Origin of the sequence: Enterobacter sp. MALB-1 (genome assembly GCF_041021625.1) — a bacterium.
Lineage (GTDB): Bacteria > Pseudomonadota > Gammaproteobacteria > Enterobacterales > Enterobacteriaceae > Enterobacter > Enterobacter oligotrophicus.
Genome location: NZ_JBDPJL010000001.1, coordinates 2,065,065 through 2,081,812, shown reverse-complemented (window position 1 = coordinate 2,081,812; position 16,748 = coordinate 2,065,065). Strand labels below are relative to the sequence as shown.

General features: G+C 53.7%; 16 protein-coding genes. 12 read left to right on the top strand and 4 right to left on the bottom strand.

Annotation, left to right across the window (positions count from 1 at the left end; translation table 11 throughout):
- Window positions 1-35: 35 nt before the first annotated feature.
- The 9 genes from sapA to pdeR all read left to right on the top strand — a co-directional run bounded on the left by sapA (window position 36) and on the right by pdeR (window position 11,710).
- On the top strand, window positions 36-1,676 hold the full coding sequence (gene sapA / locus ABGB15_RS09925) for an ABC transporter substrate-binding protein SapA (RefSeq protein WP_152081269.1): 1,641 nt from the start codon (window positions 36-38) through the stop codon (window positions 1,674-1,676).
- Window positions 1,673-2,638, top strand: coding sequence for a putrescine export ABC transporter permease SapB (gene sapB, locus ABGB15_RS09920; RefSeq protein ID WP_152081270.1), 966 nt, complete (start codon window positions 1,673-1,675; stop codon window positions 2,636-2,638). Before sapA ends, sapB begins: the two co-directional genes overlap by 4 nt.
- A complete protein-coding gene (gene sapC / locus ABGB15_RS09915; protein ID WP_152081271.1) occupies window positions 2,625-3,515 on the top strand; it encodes a putrescine export ABC transporter permease SapC in 891 nt (296 codons plus the stop codon). The genes sapB and sapC overlap by 14 nt, the downstream gene beginning before the upstream one ends.
- The gene (sapD, locus tag ABGB15_RS09910; RefSeq protein WP_152081272.1) at window positions 3,515-4,507 is read left to right on the top strand and encodes a peptide ABC transporter ATP-binding protein SapD; all 993 of its coding nucleotides are present in this window, start codon (window positions 3,515-3,517) and stop codon (window positions 4,505-4,507) included. The genes sapC and sapD overlap by 1 nt, the downstream gene beginning before the upstream one ends.
- A 1-nt stretch (window position 4,508) precedes the next feature.
- Window positions 4,509-5,315: a peptide ABC transporter ATP-binding protein SapF gene (sapF, locus tag ABGB15_RS09905; protein WP_152081273.1), complete on the top strand. Its 807-nt coding sequence runs from the start codon at window positions 4,509-4,511 to the stop codon at window positions 5,313-5,315.
- Between the two features lie 125 nt (window positions 5,316-5,440).
- Entirely contained in the window at window positions 5,441-6,229 is a 789-nt protein-coding gene (gene fabI, locus ABGB15_RS09900; protein ID WP_152081274.1) for an enoyl-ACP reductase FabI, read from the top strand.
- Window positions 6,230-6,384: 155 nt separating this feature from the next.
- On the top strand, window positions 6,385-7,371 hold the full coding sequence (locus tag ABGB15_RS09895; RefSeq protein ID WP_215722168.1) for a CMD domain-containing protein: 987 nt from the start codon (window positions 6,385-6,387) through the stop codon (window positions 7,369-7,371).
- An 88-nt stretch (window positions 7,372-7,459) separates the two neighbouring features.
- Window positions 7,460-9,394, top strand: a complete 1,935-nt coding sequence (locus ABGB15_RS09890) for an exoribonuclease II (RefSeq protein ID WP_152081276.1) — start codon at window positions 7,460-7,462, stop codon at window positions 9,392-9,394.
- Between the two features lie 324 nt (window positions 9,395-9,718).
- Window positions 9,719-11,710: a cyclic di-GMP phosphodiesterase gene (gene pdeR / locus ABGB15_RS09885; protein WP_152081277.1), complete on the top strand. Its 1,992-nt coding sequence runs from the start codon at window positions 9,719-9,721 to the stop codon at window positions 11,708-11,710.
- Here pdeR and ABGB15_RS09880 read toward each other — a convergent pair.
- Window positions 11,707-12,576, bottom strand: coding sequence for a crotonase/enoyl-CoA hydratase family protein (locus ABGB15_RS09880; RefSeq protein WP_152081278.1), 870 nt, complete (start codon window positions 12,574-12,576; stop codon window positions 11,707-11,709). The two genes, pdeR and ABGB15_RS09880, sit on opposite strands and share 4 nt — an antisense overlap.
- A 193-nt stretch (window positions 12,577-12,769) precedes the next feature.
- On the opposite strand from ABGB15_RS09880, the gene ABGB15_RS09875 reads away from it, so the two are divergent.
- The 3 genes from ABGB15_RS09875 to osmB all read left to right on the top strand — a co-directional run bounded on the left by ABGB15_RS09875 (window position 12,770) and on the right by osmB (window position 14,221).
- Window positions 12,770-12,952, top strand: a complete 183-nt coding sequence (locus ABGB15_RS09875) for a hypothetical protein (RefSeq protein WP_152081279.1) — start codon at window positions 12,770-12,772, stop codon at window positions 12,950-12,952.
- Window positions 12,953-12,993: 41 nt separating this feature from the next.
- Entirely contained in the window at window positions 12,994-13,746 is a 753-nt protein-coding gene (locus ABGB15_RS09870) for a DNA-binding transcriptional regulator YciT (protein ID WP_152081280.1), read from the top strand.
- 256 nt (window positions 13,747-14,002) lie between these two features.
- Window positions 14,003-14,221, top strand: a complete 219-nt coding sequence (gene osmB / locus ABGB15_RS09865; protein WP_008501216.1) for an osmotically-inducible lipoprotein OsmB — start codon at window positions 14,003-14,005, stop codon at window positions 14,219-14,221.
- Between the two features lie 104 nt (window positions 14,222-14,325).
- Here osmB and yciH read toward each other — a convergent pair whose 3' ends face one another.
- The 3 genes from yciH to lapB all read right to left on the bottom strand — a co-directional run bounded on the left by yciH (window position 14,326) and on the right by lapB (window position 16,744).
- The gene (gene yciH / locus ABGB15_RS09860) at window positions 14,326-14,652 is read right to left on the bottom strand and encodes a stress response translation initiation inhibitor YciH (RefSeq protein ID WP_152084381.1); all 327 of its coding nucleotides are present in this window, start codon (window positions 14,650-14,652) and stop codon (window positions 14,326-14,328) included.
- Window positions 14,652-15,389 carry an orotidine-5'-phosphate decarboxylase gene (pyrF, locus tag ABGB15_RS09855; protein WP_152081281.1) on the bottom strand — a complete coding sequence of 246 codons (738 nt, stop codon included), beginning with the start codon at window positions 15,387-15,389 and terminating at the stop codon, window positions 14,652-14,654. The genes yciH and pyrF overlap by 1 nt, the downstream gene beginning before the upstream one ends.
- A gap of 185 nt (window positions 15,390-15,574) precedes the next feature.
- Window positions 15,575-16,744 (bottom strand): lipopolysaccharide assembly protein LapB, encoded by a 1,170-nt coding sequence (lapB, locus tag ABGB15_RS09850; RefSeq protein ID WP_152081282.1) that lies wholly within the window; start codon window positions 16,742-16,744, stop codon window positions 15,575-15,577.
- Between the last annotated feature and the right edge of the window lie 4 nt (window positions 16,745-16,748).

The following is a 16,748-nucleotide window of genomic DNA, read 5'->3' as shown; positions in this document are numbered from 1 at the left end:
CACTTTGCAGATCGAACCTAAAAACCCTAAAAATTATGCGTCTGGTTTTATCGTCCCTGTTTGCACTCGGTCTGTTCAGCGGCCTGGCTTCTGCTGCACCTGAACGTGCTGTGCTTCCTGATATTCGCGATAGCGGTTTTGTCTATTGCGTCAGTGGGCAAGTTGATACTTTTAACCCGCAAAAAGCAGGTAGCGGCCTGATTGTTGATACACTTGCCGCTCAGCTTTACGATCGTCTGCTTGATGTGGACCCGTACACCTACCGCCTGGTGCCCGAGCTTGCCGAAAGCTGGGAAGTGCTGGACAACGGGGCAACCTACCGCTTCCGCCTTCGCAATGACGTCGCGTTCCAGCACACGCCGTGGTTTACGCCAACGCGCAAATTAAATGCTGATGACGTGGTCTTTACGTTCCAGCGTATCTTTAACCGTCATCATCCGTGGCATAACGTCAACGGGGGAAATTTCCCCTACTTCGACAGTTTGCAATTTGCTGACACCGTTAAAAGCGTTCGCAAGCTGGATAACCGGACGGTTGAGTTCACTCTGACGCGGCCGGACGCCTCTTTCCTGTGGCACCTGGCAACGCACTACGCGTCAGTGATGTCTGCGGAGTACGCGGCGCAGTTAACCAGACAGGATCGTCAGGAGCTTCTTGACCGCCAGCCTGTAGGGACTGGCCCATTCCAGATGGCTGAATACCGCGCCGGGCAATATATTCGTTTACAGCGACATGAACACTTCTGGCGCGGTACACCGCTGATGCCACAGGTGATTGTCGATCTGGGTTCAGGGGGGACAGGTCGACTGTCGAAATTACTGACCGGTGAATGCGATGTGCTTGCCTGGCCTGCTGCCAGCCAGTTGACCATTCTGCGCGACGATCCTCGCCTGCGCCTGACGTTACGTCCCGGCATGAATATCGCCTACCTGGCATTTAACACCGATAAGCCACCGCTGAATAACCCGGCCGTGCGCCATGCGCTGGCGCTGGCCATTAATAACCAGCGTCTGATGCAGTCGATCTATTACGGCACTGCTGAAACCGCGGCATCAATTTTGCCGCGTGCATCCTGGGCCTATGATGGTGAGGCTAAAATTACGGAATACAATCCGGCGAAAGCGCGTGAACAGCTTAAAGCACTCGGGGCAGAAAACCTGACGCTGCAGTTGTGGGTGCCAACCAGTTCTCAGGCATGGAACCCAAGCCCGCTGAAAACCGCCGAGCTGCTGCAGGCTGATATGGCGCAGGTGGGCGTCAAGGTGATAATCGTACCGGTTGAGGGCCGTTTCCAGGAGGCGCGCCTGATGGACATGAATCATGATTTAACCCTTGCAGGATGGTCCACAGACAGTAATGACCCGGACAGCTTCTTCCGCCCGTTACTGAGCTGCGCAGCGATTAACTCTCAGACCAACTACGCCCACTGGTGTAACCGTGAGTTTGATGCTGTTTTGCAAAAAGCGCTTTCCTCACAGCAGCTCGCTTCACGTATCGACGCCTATGACGAAGCGCAAAATATTTTAGCCCGTGAACTCCCCGTGCTGCCGCTCGCCTCTTCTCTGCGCCTTCAGGCATACCGTTACGATATTAAAGGGCTGGTGTTGAGTCCGTTTGGTAACGCCTCTTTTGCTGGCGTTTCGCGCGAAAAAGAACAAGAGGTGAAAAAACCATGATTATTTTTACCTTGCGCCGACTCCTGCTGTTGCTGGTCACGCTGTTCTTCCTGACTTTTGTCGGTTTTAGCCTGAGTTATTTTACACCGCATGCACCGCTTCAGGGTTCCTCCCTGTGGGACGCCTGGCTGTTCTGGTTTAACGGCCTTCTGCACTGGGATTTTGGCGTCTCCAGCATCAACGGCCAGCTGATTTCAGAGCAACTGAAAGAGGTTTTCCCGGCCACGATGGAGCTCTGCATTCTGGCCTTCGGGTTTGCGCTCATGGTGGGCATTCCGGTAGGTATGCTGGCGGGAATTTACCGCAATAAATGGCAGGATAAATTTATCAGCGCACTTGCCCTGCTCGGCTTCTCGATCCCGGTCTTTTGGCTGGCGCTGCTGCTAACGCTCTTCTTCTCGCTGACGCTGGGCTGGCTGCCGGTATCTGGCCGTTTCGACCTGCTTTATACGGTGAAAACGGTCAGCGGGTTCGCCATTATCGACGCCTGGCTGTCCGATTCGGTCTGGCGTCATGAGATGATCATGAGCGCCCTGCGCCATATGATTCTGCCGGTGCTGACGCTGGCTGTTGCCCCCACCACCGAAGTCATCCGTTTGATGCGTATCAGCACCATTGAGGTGTTCGATCAAAACTATGTGAAAGCCGCCGCTACACGTGGGTTATCTCGCCTGACGATTCTGCGCCGCCATGTGCTGCACAATGCCCTGCCGCCGGTTATCCCGCGTCTGGGGTTACAGTTTTCAACCATGCTGACACTGGCGATGATCACGGAAATGGTCTTTAGCTGGCCGGGGCTCGGTCGCTGGCTAATCAACGCTATTCGCCAGCAGGACTACGCGGCGATCTCCGCCGGTGTCATGGTGATCGGTTCGCTGGTGATCATTGTGAACGTTCTGTCCGATATTTTGGGGGCCATGGCCAACCCGCTGAAGCATAAGGAATGGTATGCCTTACGATAACGTATACAGTGAAAAGCGCACGCCCGGTGCGCTACGTACCGTGTGGCGTAAATTCTATGGCGACACCACGGCAATGATCGGCCTTTACGGCTGCGCTGGCCTGGCCGTGCTGTGCATTTTTGGCTCGTGGTTTGCGCCGTATGGTATCGATCAACAGTTCCTCGGCTACCAATTGTTGCCCCCGTCATGGTCACGCTATGGCGAAGTTTCCTTCTTCCTCGGGACCGACGATCTGGGGCGCGACGTCTTAAGCCGCCTGCTGAGCGGCGCTGCGCCGACGGTGGGAGGAGCATTTGTGGTTACGCTGGCTGCAACCGTCTTTGGCCTGGCGCTGGGAATTTTTGCCGGTTCCACCCACGGGCTGCGCTCCGCCGTGCTGAATCATATTCTGGATACCCTGCTCTCCATCCCGTCCCTGCTGTTGGCAATTATCGTCGTGGCGTTCGCAGGGCCGCATCTTACGCATGCCATGTTTGCCGTCTGGCTGGCGATTCTGCCGCGCATGGTACGCTCGGTGTACAGCCTGGTGCATGACGAGCTGGAAAAAGAGTATGTTGTGGCCGCACGTCTTGATGGCGCAACCACGCTCAATATTTTGTGGTTTGCCGTGCTGCCAAACATCGCTTCCGGGCTGGTCACGGAGATCACCCGCGCGTTGTCGATGGCGATTCTTGATATCGCGGCGCTGGGTTTTCTCGATCTCGGCGCGCAGTTGCCTTCTCCTGAATGGGGCGCGATGCTCGGTGACGCGCTGGAGCTGATTTACGTTGCACCGTGGACGGTGATGCTACCCGGCGCGGCCATTATGGTGAGCGTTCTGCTAATTAACCTGCTGGGCGACGGGATTCGCCGCGCAATCAATGCGGGGGTGGAATAATGCCATTACTTGATATCCGCAACCTCACGATTGAATTCAAAACCAGCGAAGGCTGGGTGAAAGCCGTGGATCGCATCAGCATCACCCTTGCCGAAGGTGAAATCCGCGGGCTGGTGGGTGAATCCGGTTCCGGAAAAAGCCTGATCGCCAAAGCCATTTGTGGCGTGGCGAAAGACAACTGGCGCGTAACCGCTGACCGGATGCGCTTCGATGATATCGACCTGCTGCGCCTGTCTGCGCGCGAGCGGCGCAAGCTGGTGGGCCATAACGTCTCAATGATTTTCCAGGAGCCTCAATCCTGTCTCGACCCGTCCGAACGTGTGGGCAAACAGCTGATGCAGAATATCCCCGGCTGGACCTACAAAGGACGCTGGTGGCAACGTGTAGGCTGGCGTAAGCGCCGCGCCATTGAGCTGCTGCACCGTGTCGGGATTAAAGATCATAAAGATGCGATGCGCAGTTTCCCCTATGAACTGACCGACGGCGAATGTCAAAAAGTCATGATTGCCATCGCGCTGGCGAATCAGCCGCGTATGCTGATTGCGGATGAACCAACGAATGCGATGGAACCGACCACCCAGGCGCAGATTTTCCGCCTGCTGACGCGTCTGAACCAGAACAACAACACCACCATTTTGCTGATCAGCCATGACCTGCAGATGCTCAGCCAATGGGCGGATAAAATTGATGTGATGTACTGCGGTCAGACGGTTGAAACCGCCGTCAGTGAAGACCTGGTGAATACGCCTCATCACCCGTATACCCAGGCGCTGATACGGGCGATCCCTGATTTTGGCAGCGCGATGCCACACAAAAGCCGCCTGAACACATTGCCTGGTGCCATCCCGCTGCTGGAATCGCTGCCGATTGGCTGCCGTCTGGGGCCACGTTGTCCTTATGCTCAGCGCAAATGCATTGAGACGCCGAGGCTGACAGGCGCTAAAAACCACCTTTATGCCTGTCATTTCCCGCTGAACATGGAGAGAGAGTGAAATGGTCGAAACCTTGCTGGAAGTTCGCAATCTGAGTAAGACCTTTCGCTACCGCACGGGGCTGTTTCATCGTCAGACCGTCGAGGCGGTCAAACCGCTGAGCTTTACCCTGCGCGAAAAGCAGACGCTGGCGATTATTGGCGAGAATGGTTCCGGTAAATCCACGCTGGCGAAAATGCTGGCGGGGATGATTGAGCCTTCTGACGGCGAAGTGCTGATTGACGATCATCCCCTCACCTTCGGGGATTATTCATTTCGCAGCCAGCGCATTCGCATGATCTTCCAGGACCCGTCGACCTCCCTCAACCCGCGCCAGCGCATCTCACAGATCCTCGATTTTCCGCTGCGGCTGAATACCGATCTGGAGCCTGAAGCGCGCCGCAAGCGCATTGTTGAAACCTTACGTCTGGTGGGATTGCTCCCCGACCATGTGAGCTACTACCCGCACATGCTGGCACCGGGCCAGAAGCAGCGTCTGGGGCTGGCGCGCGCGTTAATTTTGCGGCCAAAGGTGATTATTGCCGACGAAGCGCTGGCGTCACTGGATATGTCGATGCGTTCGCAGTTAATTAATCTGATGCTGGAATTGCAGGAAAAACAGGGTATCTCTTATATCTATGTGACCCAGCATCTTGGAATGATGAAGCATATCAGCGACCAGGTGCTGGTGATGCATCAGGGTGAAGTGGTTGAGCGCGGCAGTACGGCAGATGTGCTCGCCTCACCGCTGCATGATCTGACAAAACGGCTTATCGCCGGGCATTTCGGCGAGGCATTAACCGCCGATGCATGGCGAAAAGACCGATAACCGCGCGTCAACAGAGTGGTCGGATTAACTAAGCACGCGACACGTGATATTATCGCCGCGTTTTAACGACGATTGTCCCGCTAAGATGACGATCGCCACAACAATGAATATAAGGATTAAAAGCTATGGGTTTTCTTTCCGGTAAGCGCATTCTGGTGACCGGCGTTGCCAGCAAACTGTCCATCGCATACGGCATCGCACAGGCTATGCATCGCGAAGGTGCTGAGCTGGCGTTCACCTACCAGAACGACAAGCTGAAAGGCCGTGTTGAAGAGTTTGCCGCGCAGCTGGGTTCCAGCATTGTTCTGGAATGCGACGTTGCACAGGACGAAAGCATCGATGGCATGTTTGCTGAGCTGGCAAAATCATGGCCGAAATTCGACGGTTTCGTTCACTCCATTGGCTTCGCTCCTGGCGACCAACTGGACGGTGATTACGTCAACGCGGTAACCCGTGAAGGCTTCAAAATCGCGCACGATATCAGCTCTTATAGCTTCGTGGCGATGGCTAAATCTTGCCGCACCATGCTGAACCCAGGCGCTGCGCTGCTGACGCTGTCCTACCTGGGCGCAGAGCGTGCCATCCCTAACTATAACGTGATGGGTCTGGCTAAAGCATCTCTGGAAGCAAACGTCCGCTATATGGCGAACGCGATGGGTCCGGAAGGCGTGCGTGTTAACGGTATCTCCGCTGGCCCAATCCGTACTTTGGCGGCTTCAGGCATCAAAGATTTCCGTAAAATGCTGGCACACTGTGAAGCGGTTACGCCGATTCGCCGTACCGTTACCATTGAAGATGTGGGTAACTCTGCCGCGTTCCTCTGCTCTGACCTCTCCGCAGGGATCTCCGGCGAAGTGGTTCACGTTGACGGCGGTTTCAACATCGCGGCAATGAACGAGCTGGAAATTAAATAAGCTGTGACTCTCTTCCCGCTCGGGAAGAGAGTTTCCCTTTTCCTGTTGTCCCCTTCGTTATTCCGTTCTGCTATTTGTTATCACCTAACAATATTTTTCCCCATACCCGCCTTACGCCAGGATATTGATCGCCATTTTGAGATCAAGGAACGCCCATGGAACAACGCCGCTTTTCCGGCAAAGGCCACTGGTATCATGAAACCCAGTCCAATCACTCGCAGACGGATGTCCTGCCTTTGGTGCCCGAAGCCGCTAACGTCGACGATCGTTTTTTGCTCGATTTAGCCCTGTCTGAAGAGATTATCGCCGCATGCTCCGGCTGGCTCGCACCTGCCAGGACGCTGTGCCATCTTCTGTTTCCGTTGGATACACCGGTAAACAGGCTGCACACACTCAGCGCCTACGACAGGCTAAGCACCGCGCTGACGGTCGCTCAGGCATGCGGTGTCCAGCGGCTCTGTAACCACTACGCCGCCCTGCTCGCGCCCCTGCCTGGCCCTGACTCATCCCGAGAAAGTAACCGTCGCCTCGCACAAATTACCCAGTACGCCCGCCAGCTTGCCAGCTCACCCGATGTCATCGACGATAAAGCACAACACCAGCTTGATGAAGTGGGCCTGACGACCTATGACATTGTGCTTATCAACCAGATCATCGGGTTTATCGGTTTTCAGGCACGCGTTGTAGCGGTCTTCCAGGCGTTACTGGGGCACCCGGTGCGCTGGTTGCCTGGACACCCTATTCAGCCCCATACGCTGCCGGGCATTATCAACACATGGACACCTGTTCTGCCCGTCGTCGAACTTCGCTATGCGAGCGCCCATCAGCTTGAGGCCCTTTCACGATGGCAGGCGGTGCCTGCGCTTCAGGCGCTGACGCCCGTTCTCTGCCACGAACCAAAACTTCTCGATCAGGCAGGCGAGATCCTGCTCAGCCTCGATGACGGAGACGATGTCGACCTTCCTGCGCTATTTACAGCAATGGATCTCCTCAGACGTTCTCCGGACCGGTTCAGCGCCGCACAATTTACCCCGCTGGCAGAGGCAGGGCTTCCGTCAGCGAGAGCCATCAAGCTGCTAACTCGCAGCGCATTTTACGGCTGGCTGGACCGCCTGCGGTTAGCGCTTGGCAAACAGGAATAACCGTACTATTTACCCAAAGAGCGCTTGCTGTAGCAGTGAGAATCGCGTAAAACTGTCAGCCGCTCAATGGCTACGAAAATAGAACATTATGTTTCAGGACAACCCGCTGCTAGCGCAGCTTAAACAGCAACTGCATTCCCAGACGCCGCGTGCAGAAGGGGTCGTAAAAGCCACGGAAAAGGGCTTTGGCTTCCTTGAAGTTGATGCGCAGAAAAGCTACTTCATTCCGCCTCCGCAGATGAAGAAAGTGATGCATGGCGACCGCATCATGGCCGTGATCCATACCGAAAAGGAGCGCGAATCCGCCGAGCCGGAAGAACTGATTGAACCGTTCCTGACGCGCTTCGTTGGCAAAGTACACAAAAAAGACGATCGTCTTTCTGTCGTGCCGGATCATCCCCTGTTGAAAGATGCCATTCCGTGCCGCGCTGCGCGTGGCGTTGAGCATGATTTTAAAGAAGGTGACTGGGCCGTTGCTGAAATGCGCCGTCATCCTCTGAAAGGCGATCGCGGTTTTTACGCGGAGCTGACCCAGTTCATCACCTTCGGTGACGATCATTTCGTCCCGTGGTGGGTTACGCTTGCACGCCACAATCTTGAGAAAGAAGCACCAAACGGTGTAGCAACTGAAATGCAGGATGAAGGCCTGACGCGTCGCGATCTCACGGCTCTGGATTTTGTCACCATCGACAGCGCCAGCACCGAAGACATGGACGATGCGCTGTTTGCCGAAGAGACAGCCGATGGCAAATTGCATCTGACCGTCGCGATTGCCGACCCTACCGCGTGGATTGCCGAAGGCAGCAAGCTGGACGATATGGCCAAAGTGCGTTCGTTCACCAACTATCTGCCAGGCTTCAATATTCCAATGCTGCCGCGCGAACTCTCTGACGATCTCTGCTCGCTGCGAGCAAACGAAGTGCGTCCGGTACTTGCCTGCCGCATGACCATCGCAGCAGACGGTACGATTGAAGATGATATTGAATTTTTCGCCGCCACCATCGTTTCTAAAGCCAAACTCGCCTACGACGACGTCTCCGACTGGCTGGAGAATACCGGAAGCTGGAAACCGGAAAGCGATGCCATTGCCGCGCAAATCCGCCTGTTGCATCGCGTCTGCCTGAACCGCAGCGAATGGCGTAAAACCCATGCACTGGTGTTCAAGGATCGTCCGGATTATCGCTTTGTTCTGGGCGAGAAAGGTGAAGTGCTGGATATCGTGGCCGAGCCGCGTCGCATTGCAAACCGCATCGTTGAAGAGGCCATGATTTCCGCCAACATTTGTGCTGCACGCGTGCTGCGCGACAAATTAGGCTTTGGCATCTATAACGTCCACACCGGTTTTGATCCGGCGAATACCGAAGCGCTGGCTGCCCTGCTGAAAACGCATGATGTCCACGTGGACCCGGAAGAAGTGCTGACGCTGCAAGGTTTCTGCAAACTGCGCCGCGAGCTGGATGCGCAGCCGTCAGGTTTCCTGGACAGCCGTATTCGTCGGTTCCAGTCCTTTGCGGAAATCAGCACAGAGCCAGGCCCTCACTTTGGTCTGGGGCTTGAAGCCTACGCAACCTGGACCTCCCCGATTCGTAAATACGGCGATATGGTGAACCATCGTCTGCTGAAAGCGATCATCAAAGGTGAATCCGTTGCGCGTCCTCAGGACGACACCACGCTGCAGATGGCAGAACGTCGCCGCCTGAACCGCATGGCAGAGCGCGATGTCGGTGACTGGCTGTATGCACGTTTCCTGAATGATAAGGCTGGCACGGATACCCGTTTCCCTGCAGAAATCATCGACATCAGCCGGGGCGGTATGCGCGTGCGTCTGGTCGATAACGGTGCTGTCGCCTTTATCCCTGCCCCGTTCCTGCATGCAGTACGCGACGAACTGGTCTGTAGCCAGGAAACGGGGACGGTACAAATTAAAGGTGAGACGGTTTACAAAGTCACTGACGTGATCGATGTGAACATCGCTGAAGTCCGTATGGAAACCCGCAGCATTATCGCGCGCCCGGTCGCCTGATAACCTGTTAAAATGTTGGCCATTTCCTTTTGGGGATGGCCAACAATTTTACCTTTCAACGCAAACCACACATTCATCATTTTTTCTTACTATTTTCAATCTCCCTTCGCCAAAACTCGCCAGAATTATCTACAGTAAAAGAGAGCCGTCATATTCGGTTACCTGAATTTTTATACACTGAGTATGATTTTTACCGCGACTCGTTTTAAGATAATAACACTGTGAAAAACAATAAGTTCACTTCGGTTTTGCCGCTGTTTCACTACGGAAAAGTCGACTGCAAATGAATAAATTTTGCGCTAATGAGCAGCCGCGGGAGAAAGCATGATGGACGATCTGGAGCAGAATTTGCTGTTTCGTTACGTGGGCACTCACAGTCCCTGGTGGCGACTGACAGCTGACAGCAATGCTCTGCATCTGGCCGCCAGCGAAAGTGCCGATGTTATTCAGGTGGTTGCACTGAGCGATGAGCAGGCCGATCTTATTCGGCAGTTAACCGTTATCACCTCCAGTATCACCATGACGCTGTCTCTGTACGGTACGGATGTACCTGTCCATCTTGTTGGCCGCAAAATTAATAAAAAAGAGTGGGCCGGAACCGCATCCGCATGGAACGATACGCCCTCCGTTGCGCGCGATTTGGTCCAGGGGCTCTCTTTCGCGGAACAGGTTGTTTCCGAAGCCAACTCGGTGATTGTGATCCTCGATCAGCACGGTAATATTCAGCGCTTCAACCGCTTAAGCGAAGAATATACCGGTCTGAAAGAGCAGGAAGTTATCGGCCAGAACGTGTTTAAACTGTTTATGAGCCGCAGTGAAGCCGCGGCTTCAAAGCGCAACATCACCGGTTTTTTCCGCAACGGCAGCTCGTATGAAGTTGAACGCTGGATCAAGACGCGCAAAGGGCAAAGATTGTTTCTGTTCAGAAACAAATTTGTTCACAGTGGCAGCGGTAAAAATGAAATTTTTCTTATCTGTTCGGGTACGGACATTACGGAAGAACGCCGTGCTCAGGAGCGCCTTCGTGTGCTTGCCAATACCGATACCATTACCGGGCTCCCCAATCGTAACGCCATCCATGAACTGATTTCCGACGCAATCGCCAGCCGTGGAGAAACCCAGGTTGGCGTGGTGTATCTCGATCTGGATAACTTCAAAAAGGTAAATGATGCCTACGGGCATATGTTTGGGGATCAGCTCCTGCAGGCTGTCGCGCTGGCGATCCTGAGCTGTCTTGATGGAGGGCAAACGCTGGCACGCCTCGGGGGTGACGAATTTATCGTATTGGCCACAGACACCTCGCAAGGTTCGCTGGAAGCCATGGCATCACGTATTCTGACCCGTTTGCGCCAGCCGTTTCGTATCGGTCTCATCGAGATTTATACCGGGTGCTCTCTGGGGATCGCCCTTGCCCCCCAGCACGGTAACGATCGGGAGAGCGTTATTCGTAACGCCGATACCGCAATGTATACGGCAAAAGAGGGAGGCCGCGGCAAGTTCTGCGTCTTCTCCCCCGAAATGAACCAGCGCGTATTTGAGTATCTTTGGCTGGATACCAACCTGCGTAAAGCGCTGGATAACGATCAGTTGCTGATCCACTATCAGCCTAAAATGACCTGGCGCGGAGAGGTCCGAAGCCTGGAAGCACTGGTGCGCTGGCAGTCGCCAGAGCGTGGCCTGATCCCGCCGCTGGAGTTTATCTCCTATGCCGAAGAGTCGGGACTGATTGTACCGCTTGGGCGTTGGGTCATGCTTGATGTGGTTCGTCAGGTTGCGAAATGGCGCGACAAAGGCATTAACCTGCGTGTGGCAGTCAACGTCTCCGCTCGCCAGCTTGCGGACCAGACCATTTTCAGCGATTTAAAGCAGGCGCTGAAAGATCTGCATTTTGAATACTGCCCTATCGACGTAGAGTTAACCGAAAGTTGCCTGATCGAAAACGAAGAACTGGCGCTCTCGGTGATCCAGCAGTTTAGTCAGTTGGGCGCGCAAATCCATCTGGATGACTTTGGGACCGGCTACTCTTCTCTGTCGCAGCTGGCGCGTTTTCCGATTGATGCCATTAAACTCGATCAGTCGTTTGTGCGGGACATCCATAAACAGTCAATATCGCAATCTTTAGTGCGAGCCATCGTGGCCGTGGCGCAGGCCCTGAATTTACAGGTTATTGCTGAAGGTGTGGAGAGTGCAAAAGAAGACGCCTTTCTGACGAAGAATGGCGTCAACGAACGGCAGGGTTTCCTTTTTGCTAAGCCTATGCCCGCTGCCGCATTCGAGCGATGGCTAAAGCGTTATCAGGCACGGAATATGCGTTAGCTGGCTTTGCGTAAGCCTGCAGCGTGGTGGCGGTTTTGCAGCATTACCAGCCGCTCCATATAGGCGATATCTTTCGGTTCAAGGCAAAATGCGGCATCAACCCAGTCCTCCGTGATGTCCATCAGTTCACTGCGTGGCAGTTGTAAAACGCGTGTGCGGGCACGCAGCATAGCCCGTACACCGTTAAGTTTCGGTTGCAGCGTGTCGATAAACGTCCGTACAGAGACATAGCTTTGTCCTGGTTCAAACAATCCATCGACCAGCCCGTGCTGCTCATACCATTCCGCCGTATGCGATTCCCCTTTGTAGATCAGCTCCTCCGCCAGCTTCATACCTGAGCGGCGTGCGACCAGCGAATAGCCGCCCATGCCGGGGAATAAGTTAAAGGCAATTTCGGGGAACCCTAACCGGGCATCGCGTTGAGCCAGAACAAAATGGTGCGCCAGCGCGGCTTCAAAGCCGCCCCCTAACGCGCTCCCCTCGACCATAGCCAGTGTGATAGCTCCGGTATCAAACCCTCTTGATGCGGCATGGACGCAATCGACACAGGCACGGGCGTAAGCCCGCAGTGCTTCCCGACGGCCATGCCGAATGCACTCCACGAAGAACTGTAAATCCCCTCCGGCATTGTACATATCCGGAACCAGCGATCCGGTGACCCAAAAATCGACAACAAAACCGGACTGCCGTACCAGCCAGGAAAGATTCATGATCTCTTCAATCAAGGCATGGTTGAAGCACGGTCGTGGCTGAGCCCGCAACATCATCCACACCGTACGACGTTCCTCCTCATAATAAGCGGCCAGTTGAGTGAACCGTTCAGCATCAGTAAACAGTGTACAGGTAGCCTGGTTGATAACTGTCATAGTCTAATTCCTCATATAATAAAGCGCCTTGCGCGCAGTTTTAGACTAATCCACTCATTCAGCCCGCTACATGCAGAGGGGAAAATTTATCACTTTCATTTATGTACTTTCGTTATTGCATTTTTTCCCTTCTCTTTTGAACCTATTTTCTGCATCATTGAAAATATTCACTTTTCGCTCCTGAGGAGAGATTATGTCTAACATTGATGCACAAACCGTGGCGCAACGTATTGATACTGTGCTGGATATCCTTGTCGCGGGCGATTATCACTCTGCTATCCGTAATCTTGAGATTCTGAAATCTGAATTACTGGCACAGAACGGCACGGATACCGCACCAGAAGCTGCTCAACCAAAAGCCCCGTGGGAAGTGTGACCACGTCTTTTCCGATCTCGTCTTGTTTTTAAATGGATGCTATGAATTCCCGACAACAAATCATTTTGCAGATGGTCATCGATCAGGGCCGCGTGAGCGTGGTCGATCTCGCTAAAGCCACCGGTGTCTCCGAAGTCACAATCCGCCAGGATCTTAATCTGCTGGAAAAACAGAGCTACCTTCGCCGCGCACACGGGTATGCCGTCCCGCTGGACAGTGAAGACGTCGAAACCCGCATGATGAACAACTATGCGCTTAAACGGGAACTGGCGGAATTTGCCGCATCCTTAGTGAATAACGGTGAAACGGTATTTATCGAAAATGGCAGCAGCAACGCCCTTCTCGCGCGCACGCTCGCCGAACAAAAAGATATAACGATTATCACCGTCAGCAGTTATATCGCTCATCTGCTCAAAGAAACACGCTGTGAAGTCATTCTGTTAGGCGGGATTTATCAGAAAAAGAGCGAAAGTATGGTCGGTCCGCTTACCCGGCAGTATGTGCAACAGGTGCATTTCAGCAAGGCTTTCATTGGTATTGATGGCTGGCAGCCAGACACCGGCTTCACTGGCCGGGATATGATGCGTACTGACGTCGTTAACGCCGTACTGGAAAAAGAGTGTGAAGCCATTGTACTTACCGACAGCTCGAAATTTGGTGCGGTTCACCCTTACACGATGGGCCCCTTGTCCCGCTTTAGCCGCGTGATCACCGATGAGCGCCTGAGTAATGAACATCGTCAGCAGCTCGAACGTGACGGCCTGACGGTAAATATCGTCAAAAAGTCAGCATAACTATTTTCCGCGCCCAAATCTCGGGCGCATATTTTCTGAGAAAATTCCGACCCTTTCTTTAAGATTTTTTACCTGTTTAACCCTGGCTGAAGTCGTAAAATTAATATTAGCGATATAACAGGAAGTGACTATCACCTGCGTGATTACGTAACACCTGCGCAACCAGCTTTCACGGAGAAAAAGAATTTAAGTATTCAATTGGGCTATACTTAAAGTGCATTTCTTTCCGTGAATCGATAATTCAGGAGAAAGTATTATGACCTTAACCAGCAAAAAATTAGCCGCCGCTGTTCTGGCAATCACTGTAGCAATGTCCCTGAGCGCATGCTCTAACTGGTCTAAACGCGATCGTAACACCGCAATTGGTGCCGGTGCTGGTGCTCTGGGTGGTGCGGTGTTAACGGATGGTAGTACGCTGGGTACGTTAGGTGGTGCTGCCGTCGGCGGTATTATCGGTCACCAGGTGGGTAAATAATCACCATACCGACAACAATCAGTATAAAAGATATATTGAATATATTTCCGATCTGACTTACGCACGAGAAAAAGAGCCACGGCATTGTCCGTGGCTCATTTATTTTAACCGCCTGCCAGTTTGACTTTCATACCTTTGGCTTCGAGCAGTGATTTAATTAAATCACGCTTATCACCCTGGATTTCAATTACGCCGTCTTTAACGGCACCACCGCATCCACATTTCTTTTTTAATTCCGCAGCGAGTTTTGTCAGTTCGGCATCGTCCAGATCAATCCCGGTGATCAGGCAAACGCCCTTCCCCTTGCGACCGCTGGTCTGGCGCTGAATGCGCACGATACCGTCGCCTTTTGGACGCTCTGCTTTTTCTTTTGGTTCATCAATACGCCCGGTTCCGGTGGAATAGACCAGGCGGCTGTTAGAATCGCTCATCATGCCCCCTTTCTCAGTGATGCGTTAATCGCTTTCAGGGTCTGCGCAGGATGGGCGGACTGCGTCACAGGGCGACCAATCACCATATAATCCACGCCTGCGGCCTGTGCCTGTTCTGGTGTCATAATGCGGCGCTGATCGCCTGCCTCACTGCCTGCTGGACGGATACCCGGTGTGACCAGTTTAAACTCGCGCCCCAGTTCAGATTTGAAACGCAGCGCTTCCTGAGCCGAGCAGACAACACCATCAAGGCCGCAGTTTTGCGTCAGCCGCGCGAGACGCTCAGCATGCTCTGCAGGTGACAACGTCACACCCAGATCGCGCAGATCGGAATCGTCCATGCTGGTCAGTACAGTTACAGCAATCAGTAACGGCGCGTCCTTACCAAACGGCACCAGCGCTTCACGCGCTGCGGTCATCATCCGCGCCCCGCCTGATGCATGCACGTTTACCATCCATACGCCTAACTCAGCCGCCGCCGCAACGGCATGGGCGGTGGTATTCGGAATATCGTGGAATTTCAGATCGAGGAAAACGTCAAAACCGCGCTGCTGTAGGTCGCGGACGATCTGCGGACCGAACAACGTGAACATCTCTTTGCCGACTTTCAGGCGACAGTCACGAGGATCGATACCGTCAACAAACGCCAGCGCGGCATCGCGATTGTTATAATCGAGAGCAACGACAACAGGAGAATCGGTAATTATGCGGGAAGCGGAGGAAGCTACAGACGTCATGACCAGCCCTTTTCGTCTATGGGCGCGCAGCGGCGCGGAACAGATAAACGGCCAGCATTCTACCTGCCAGCGGCACAAATTGACAGAATCGATTTCCTTTCCTGCCAGGCGATAAACCGCACGGTGCCTGATAATGGTAAAAGAACCATTAGTATGTTGTAACTAAATAAAAGTTTTTTAAAAAATTATTGTCCGTCAAGTCCGCGAATCGGCTTGATGGTGGACCAGGCCCGGCACGATGGACAGTGCCAGTAGAGCGTATAGGCGGTAAAACCACACTTCTGGCAGCGATAGCGCGGCTTACTGCGCACCTGCTCGCCAACCATATCACGCAGCACCATCAGGCTCTCTTTGGCGCGTCCCTCTTCTGCATCATTCAGGTGGTAATCCATGAGCTTATGGAACACGCGCATCGTTGGATGTCTCTGCAACTGACGCGTGATATAGACTTGTGCGGTGTCACTGCCTTCGTGCTGCTCAACGATGTCTGACAGCATCAGTTCAGCCGTTGCACCGGTATTCTCTTCTACGCACCGGCGAAGGAAAGCGACCCACTCATCCTGTTTACCCAGTTGCTGATAGCAGGTTTGCAGCATTTCCAGCGTTTCACTGACCAGCTCTTTATCCTGGTCGATAACCCGCAGCAGGCTTTCCACCGCTTTGGCGAACTCACCGTTCGCCATAAAAACACGCCCCATCATAATGGAAATGCGAGCGCTGTTGCGGTCAGCAGCGGCCCCTTTTTTCAGTAACGCCATGGCTTTATCCATGTCGTCATTGCCCATTTGCTGAAGGGCAAGTTCGCAGTAGAAATGGGCTATCTCATCGCGCTGTTTATCTTTACCCAGCTTCACCAGACGCTCGGCGGTATCAATGGCTTTCTGCCAGTCACTGGTCGCCTGATAAATTTGCAGCAATTGTTGCAGCGCACTGATGCGGAAATCGGTCTCGTCCACCAGTTGAGCGAACATATCTTCCGCCCGATCGTACAGCCCCGCCGCCATGTAATCACGTCCCAGCTGTTGAACCGCCAGCAAACGCTGATCGTAGGTCAGCGAAGCGCTTTCCATTAAGGTCTGGTGAATGCGAATGGCGCGGTCAACCTCACCGCGTGAACGGAACAGGTTTCCCAGGGTGAGATGCGCTTCAACGGTGCCCGTGTCCTCTTTAAGCATATCGAGGAACAGATCAACCGCTTTATCCTGTTGATTACTCAGCAGGAAGTTAACCCCTGCAACATAGTCGCGGGAGAGACGGTTTGCTTCATCCTGTTTTGTTTGTTGCGCACTTCTGCGGCCCATATACCAGCCATAGGCTGCGGCTACAGGCAAAAGCAGAAACAACAACTCCAGCATATTC

What these genes read in the sequence shown, in the direction of transcription:
- sapA (WP_152081269.1), top strand. Translation starts at nt 36, where the DNA reads ATGCGTCTGGTTTTATCGTCCCTGTTTGCACTCGGTCTGTTCAGCGGC.
- sapB (WP_152081270.1), top strand. Translation starts at nt 1,673, where the DNA reads ATGATTATTTTTACCTTGCGCCGACTCCTGCTGTTGCTGGTCACGCTG.
- sapC (WP_152081271.1), top strand. Translation starts at nt 2,625, where the DNA reads ATGCCTTACGATAACGTATACAGTGAAAAGCGCACGCCCGGTGCGCTA.
- sapD (WP_152081272.1), top strand. Translation starts at nt 3,515, where the DNA reads ATGCCATTACTTGATATCCGCAACCTCACGATTGAATTCAAAACCAGC.
- sapF (WP_152081273.1), top strand. Translation starts at nt 4,509, where the DNA reads ATGGTCGAAACCTTGCTGGAAGTTCGCAATCTGAGTAAGACCTTTCGC.
- fabI (WP_152081274.1), top strand. Translation starts at nt 5,441, where the DNA reads ATGGGTTTTCTTTCCGGTAAGCGCATTCTGGTGACCGGCGTTGCCAGC.
- ABGB15_RS09895 (WP_215722168.1), top strand. Translation starts at nt 6,385, where the DNA reads ATGGAACAACGCCGCTTTTCCGGCAAAGGCCACTGGTATCATGAAACC.
- ABGB15_RS09890 (WP_152081276.1), top strand. Translation starts at nt 7,460, where the DNA reads ATGTTTCAGGACAACCCGCTGCTAGCGCAGCTTAAACAGCAACTGCAT.
- pdeR (WP_152081277.1), top strand. Translation starts at nt 9,719, where the DNA reads ATGATGGACGATCTGGAGCAGAATTTGCTGTTTCGTTACGTGGGCACT.
- ABGB15_RS09880 (WP_152081278.1), bottom strand. Translation starts at nt 12,576, where the DNA reads ATGACAGTTATCAACCAGGCTACCTGTACACTGTTTACTGATGCTGAA.
- ABGB15_RS09875 (WP_152081279.1), top strand. Translation starts at nt 12,770, where the DNA reads ATGTCTAACATTGATGCACAAACCGTGGCGCAACGTATTGATACTGTG.
- ABGB15_RS09870 (WP_152081280.1), top strand. Translation starts at nt 12,994, where the DNA reads ATGAATTCCCGACAACAAATCATTTTGCAGATGGTCATCGATCAGGGC.
- osmB (WP_008501216.1), top strand. Translation starts at nt 14,003, where the DNA reads ATGACCTTAACCAGCAAAAAATTAGCCGCCGCTGTTCTGGCAATCACT.
- yciH (WP_152084381.1), bottom strand. Translation starts at nt 14,652, where the DNA reads ATGAGCGATTCTAACAGCCGCCTGGTCTATTCCACCGGAACCGGGCGT.
- pyrF (WP_152081281.1), bottom strand. Translation starts at nt 15,389, where the DNA reads ATGACGTCTGTAGCTTCCTCCGCTTCCCGCATAATTACCGATTCTCCT.
- lapB (WP_152081282.1), bottom strand. Translation starts at nt 16,744, where the DNA reads ATGCTGGAGTTGTTGTTTCTGCTTTTGCCTGTAGCCGCAGCCTATGGC.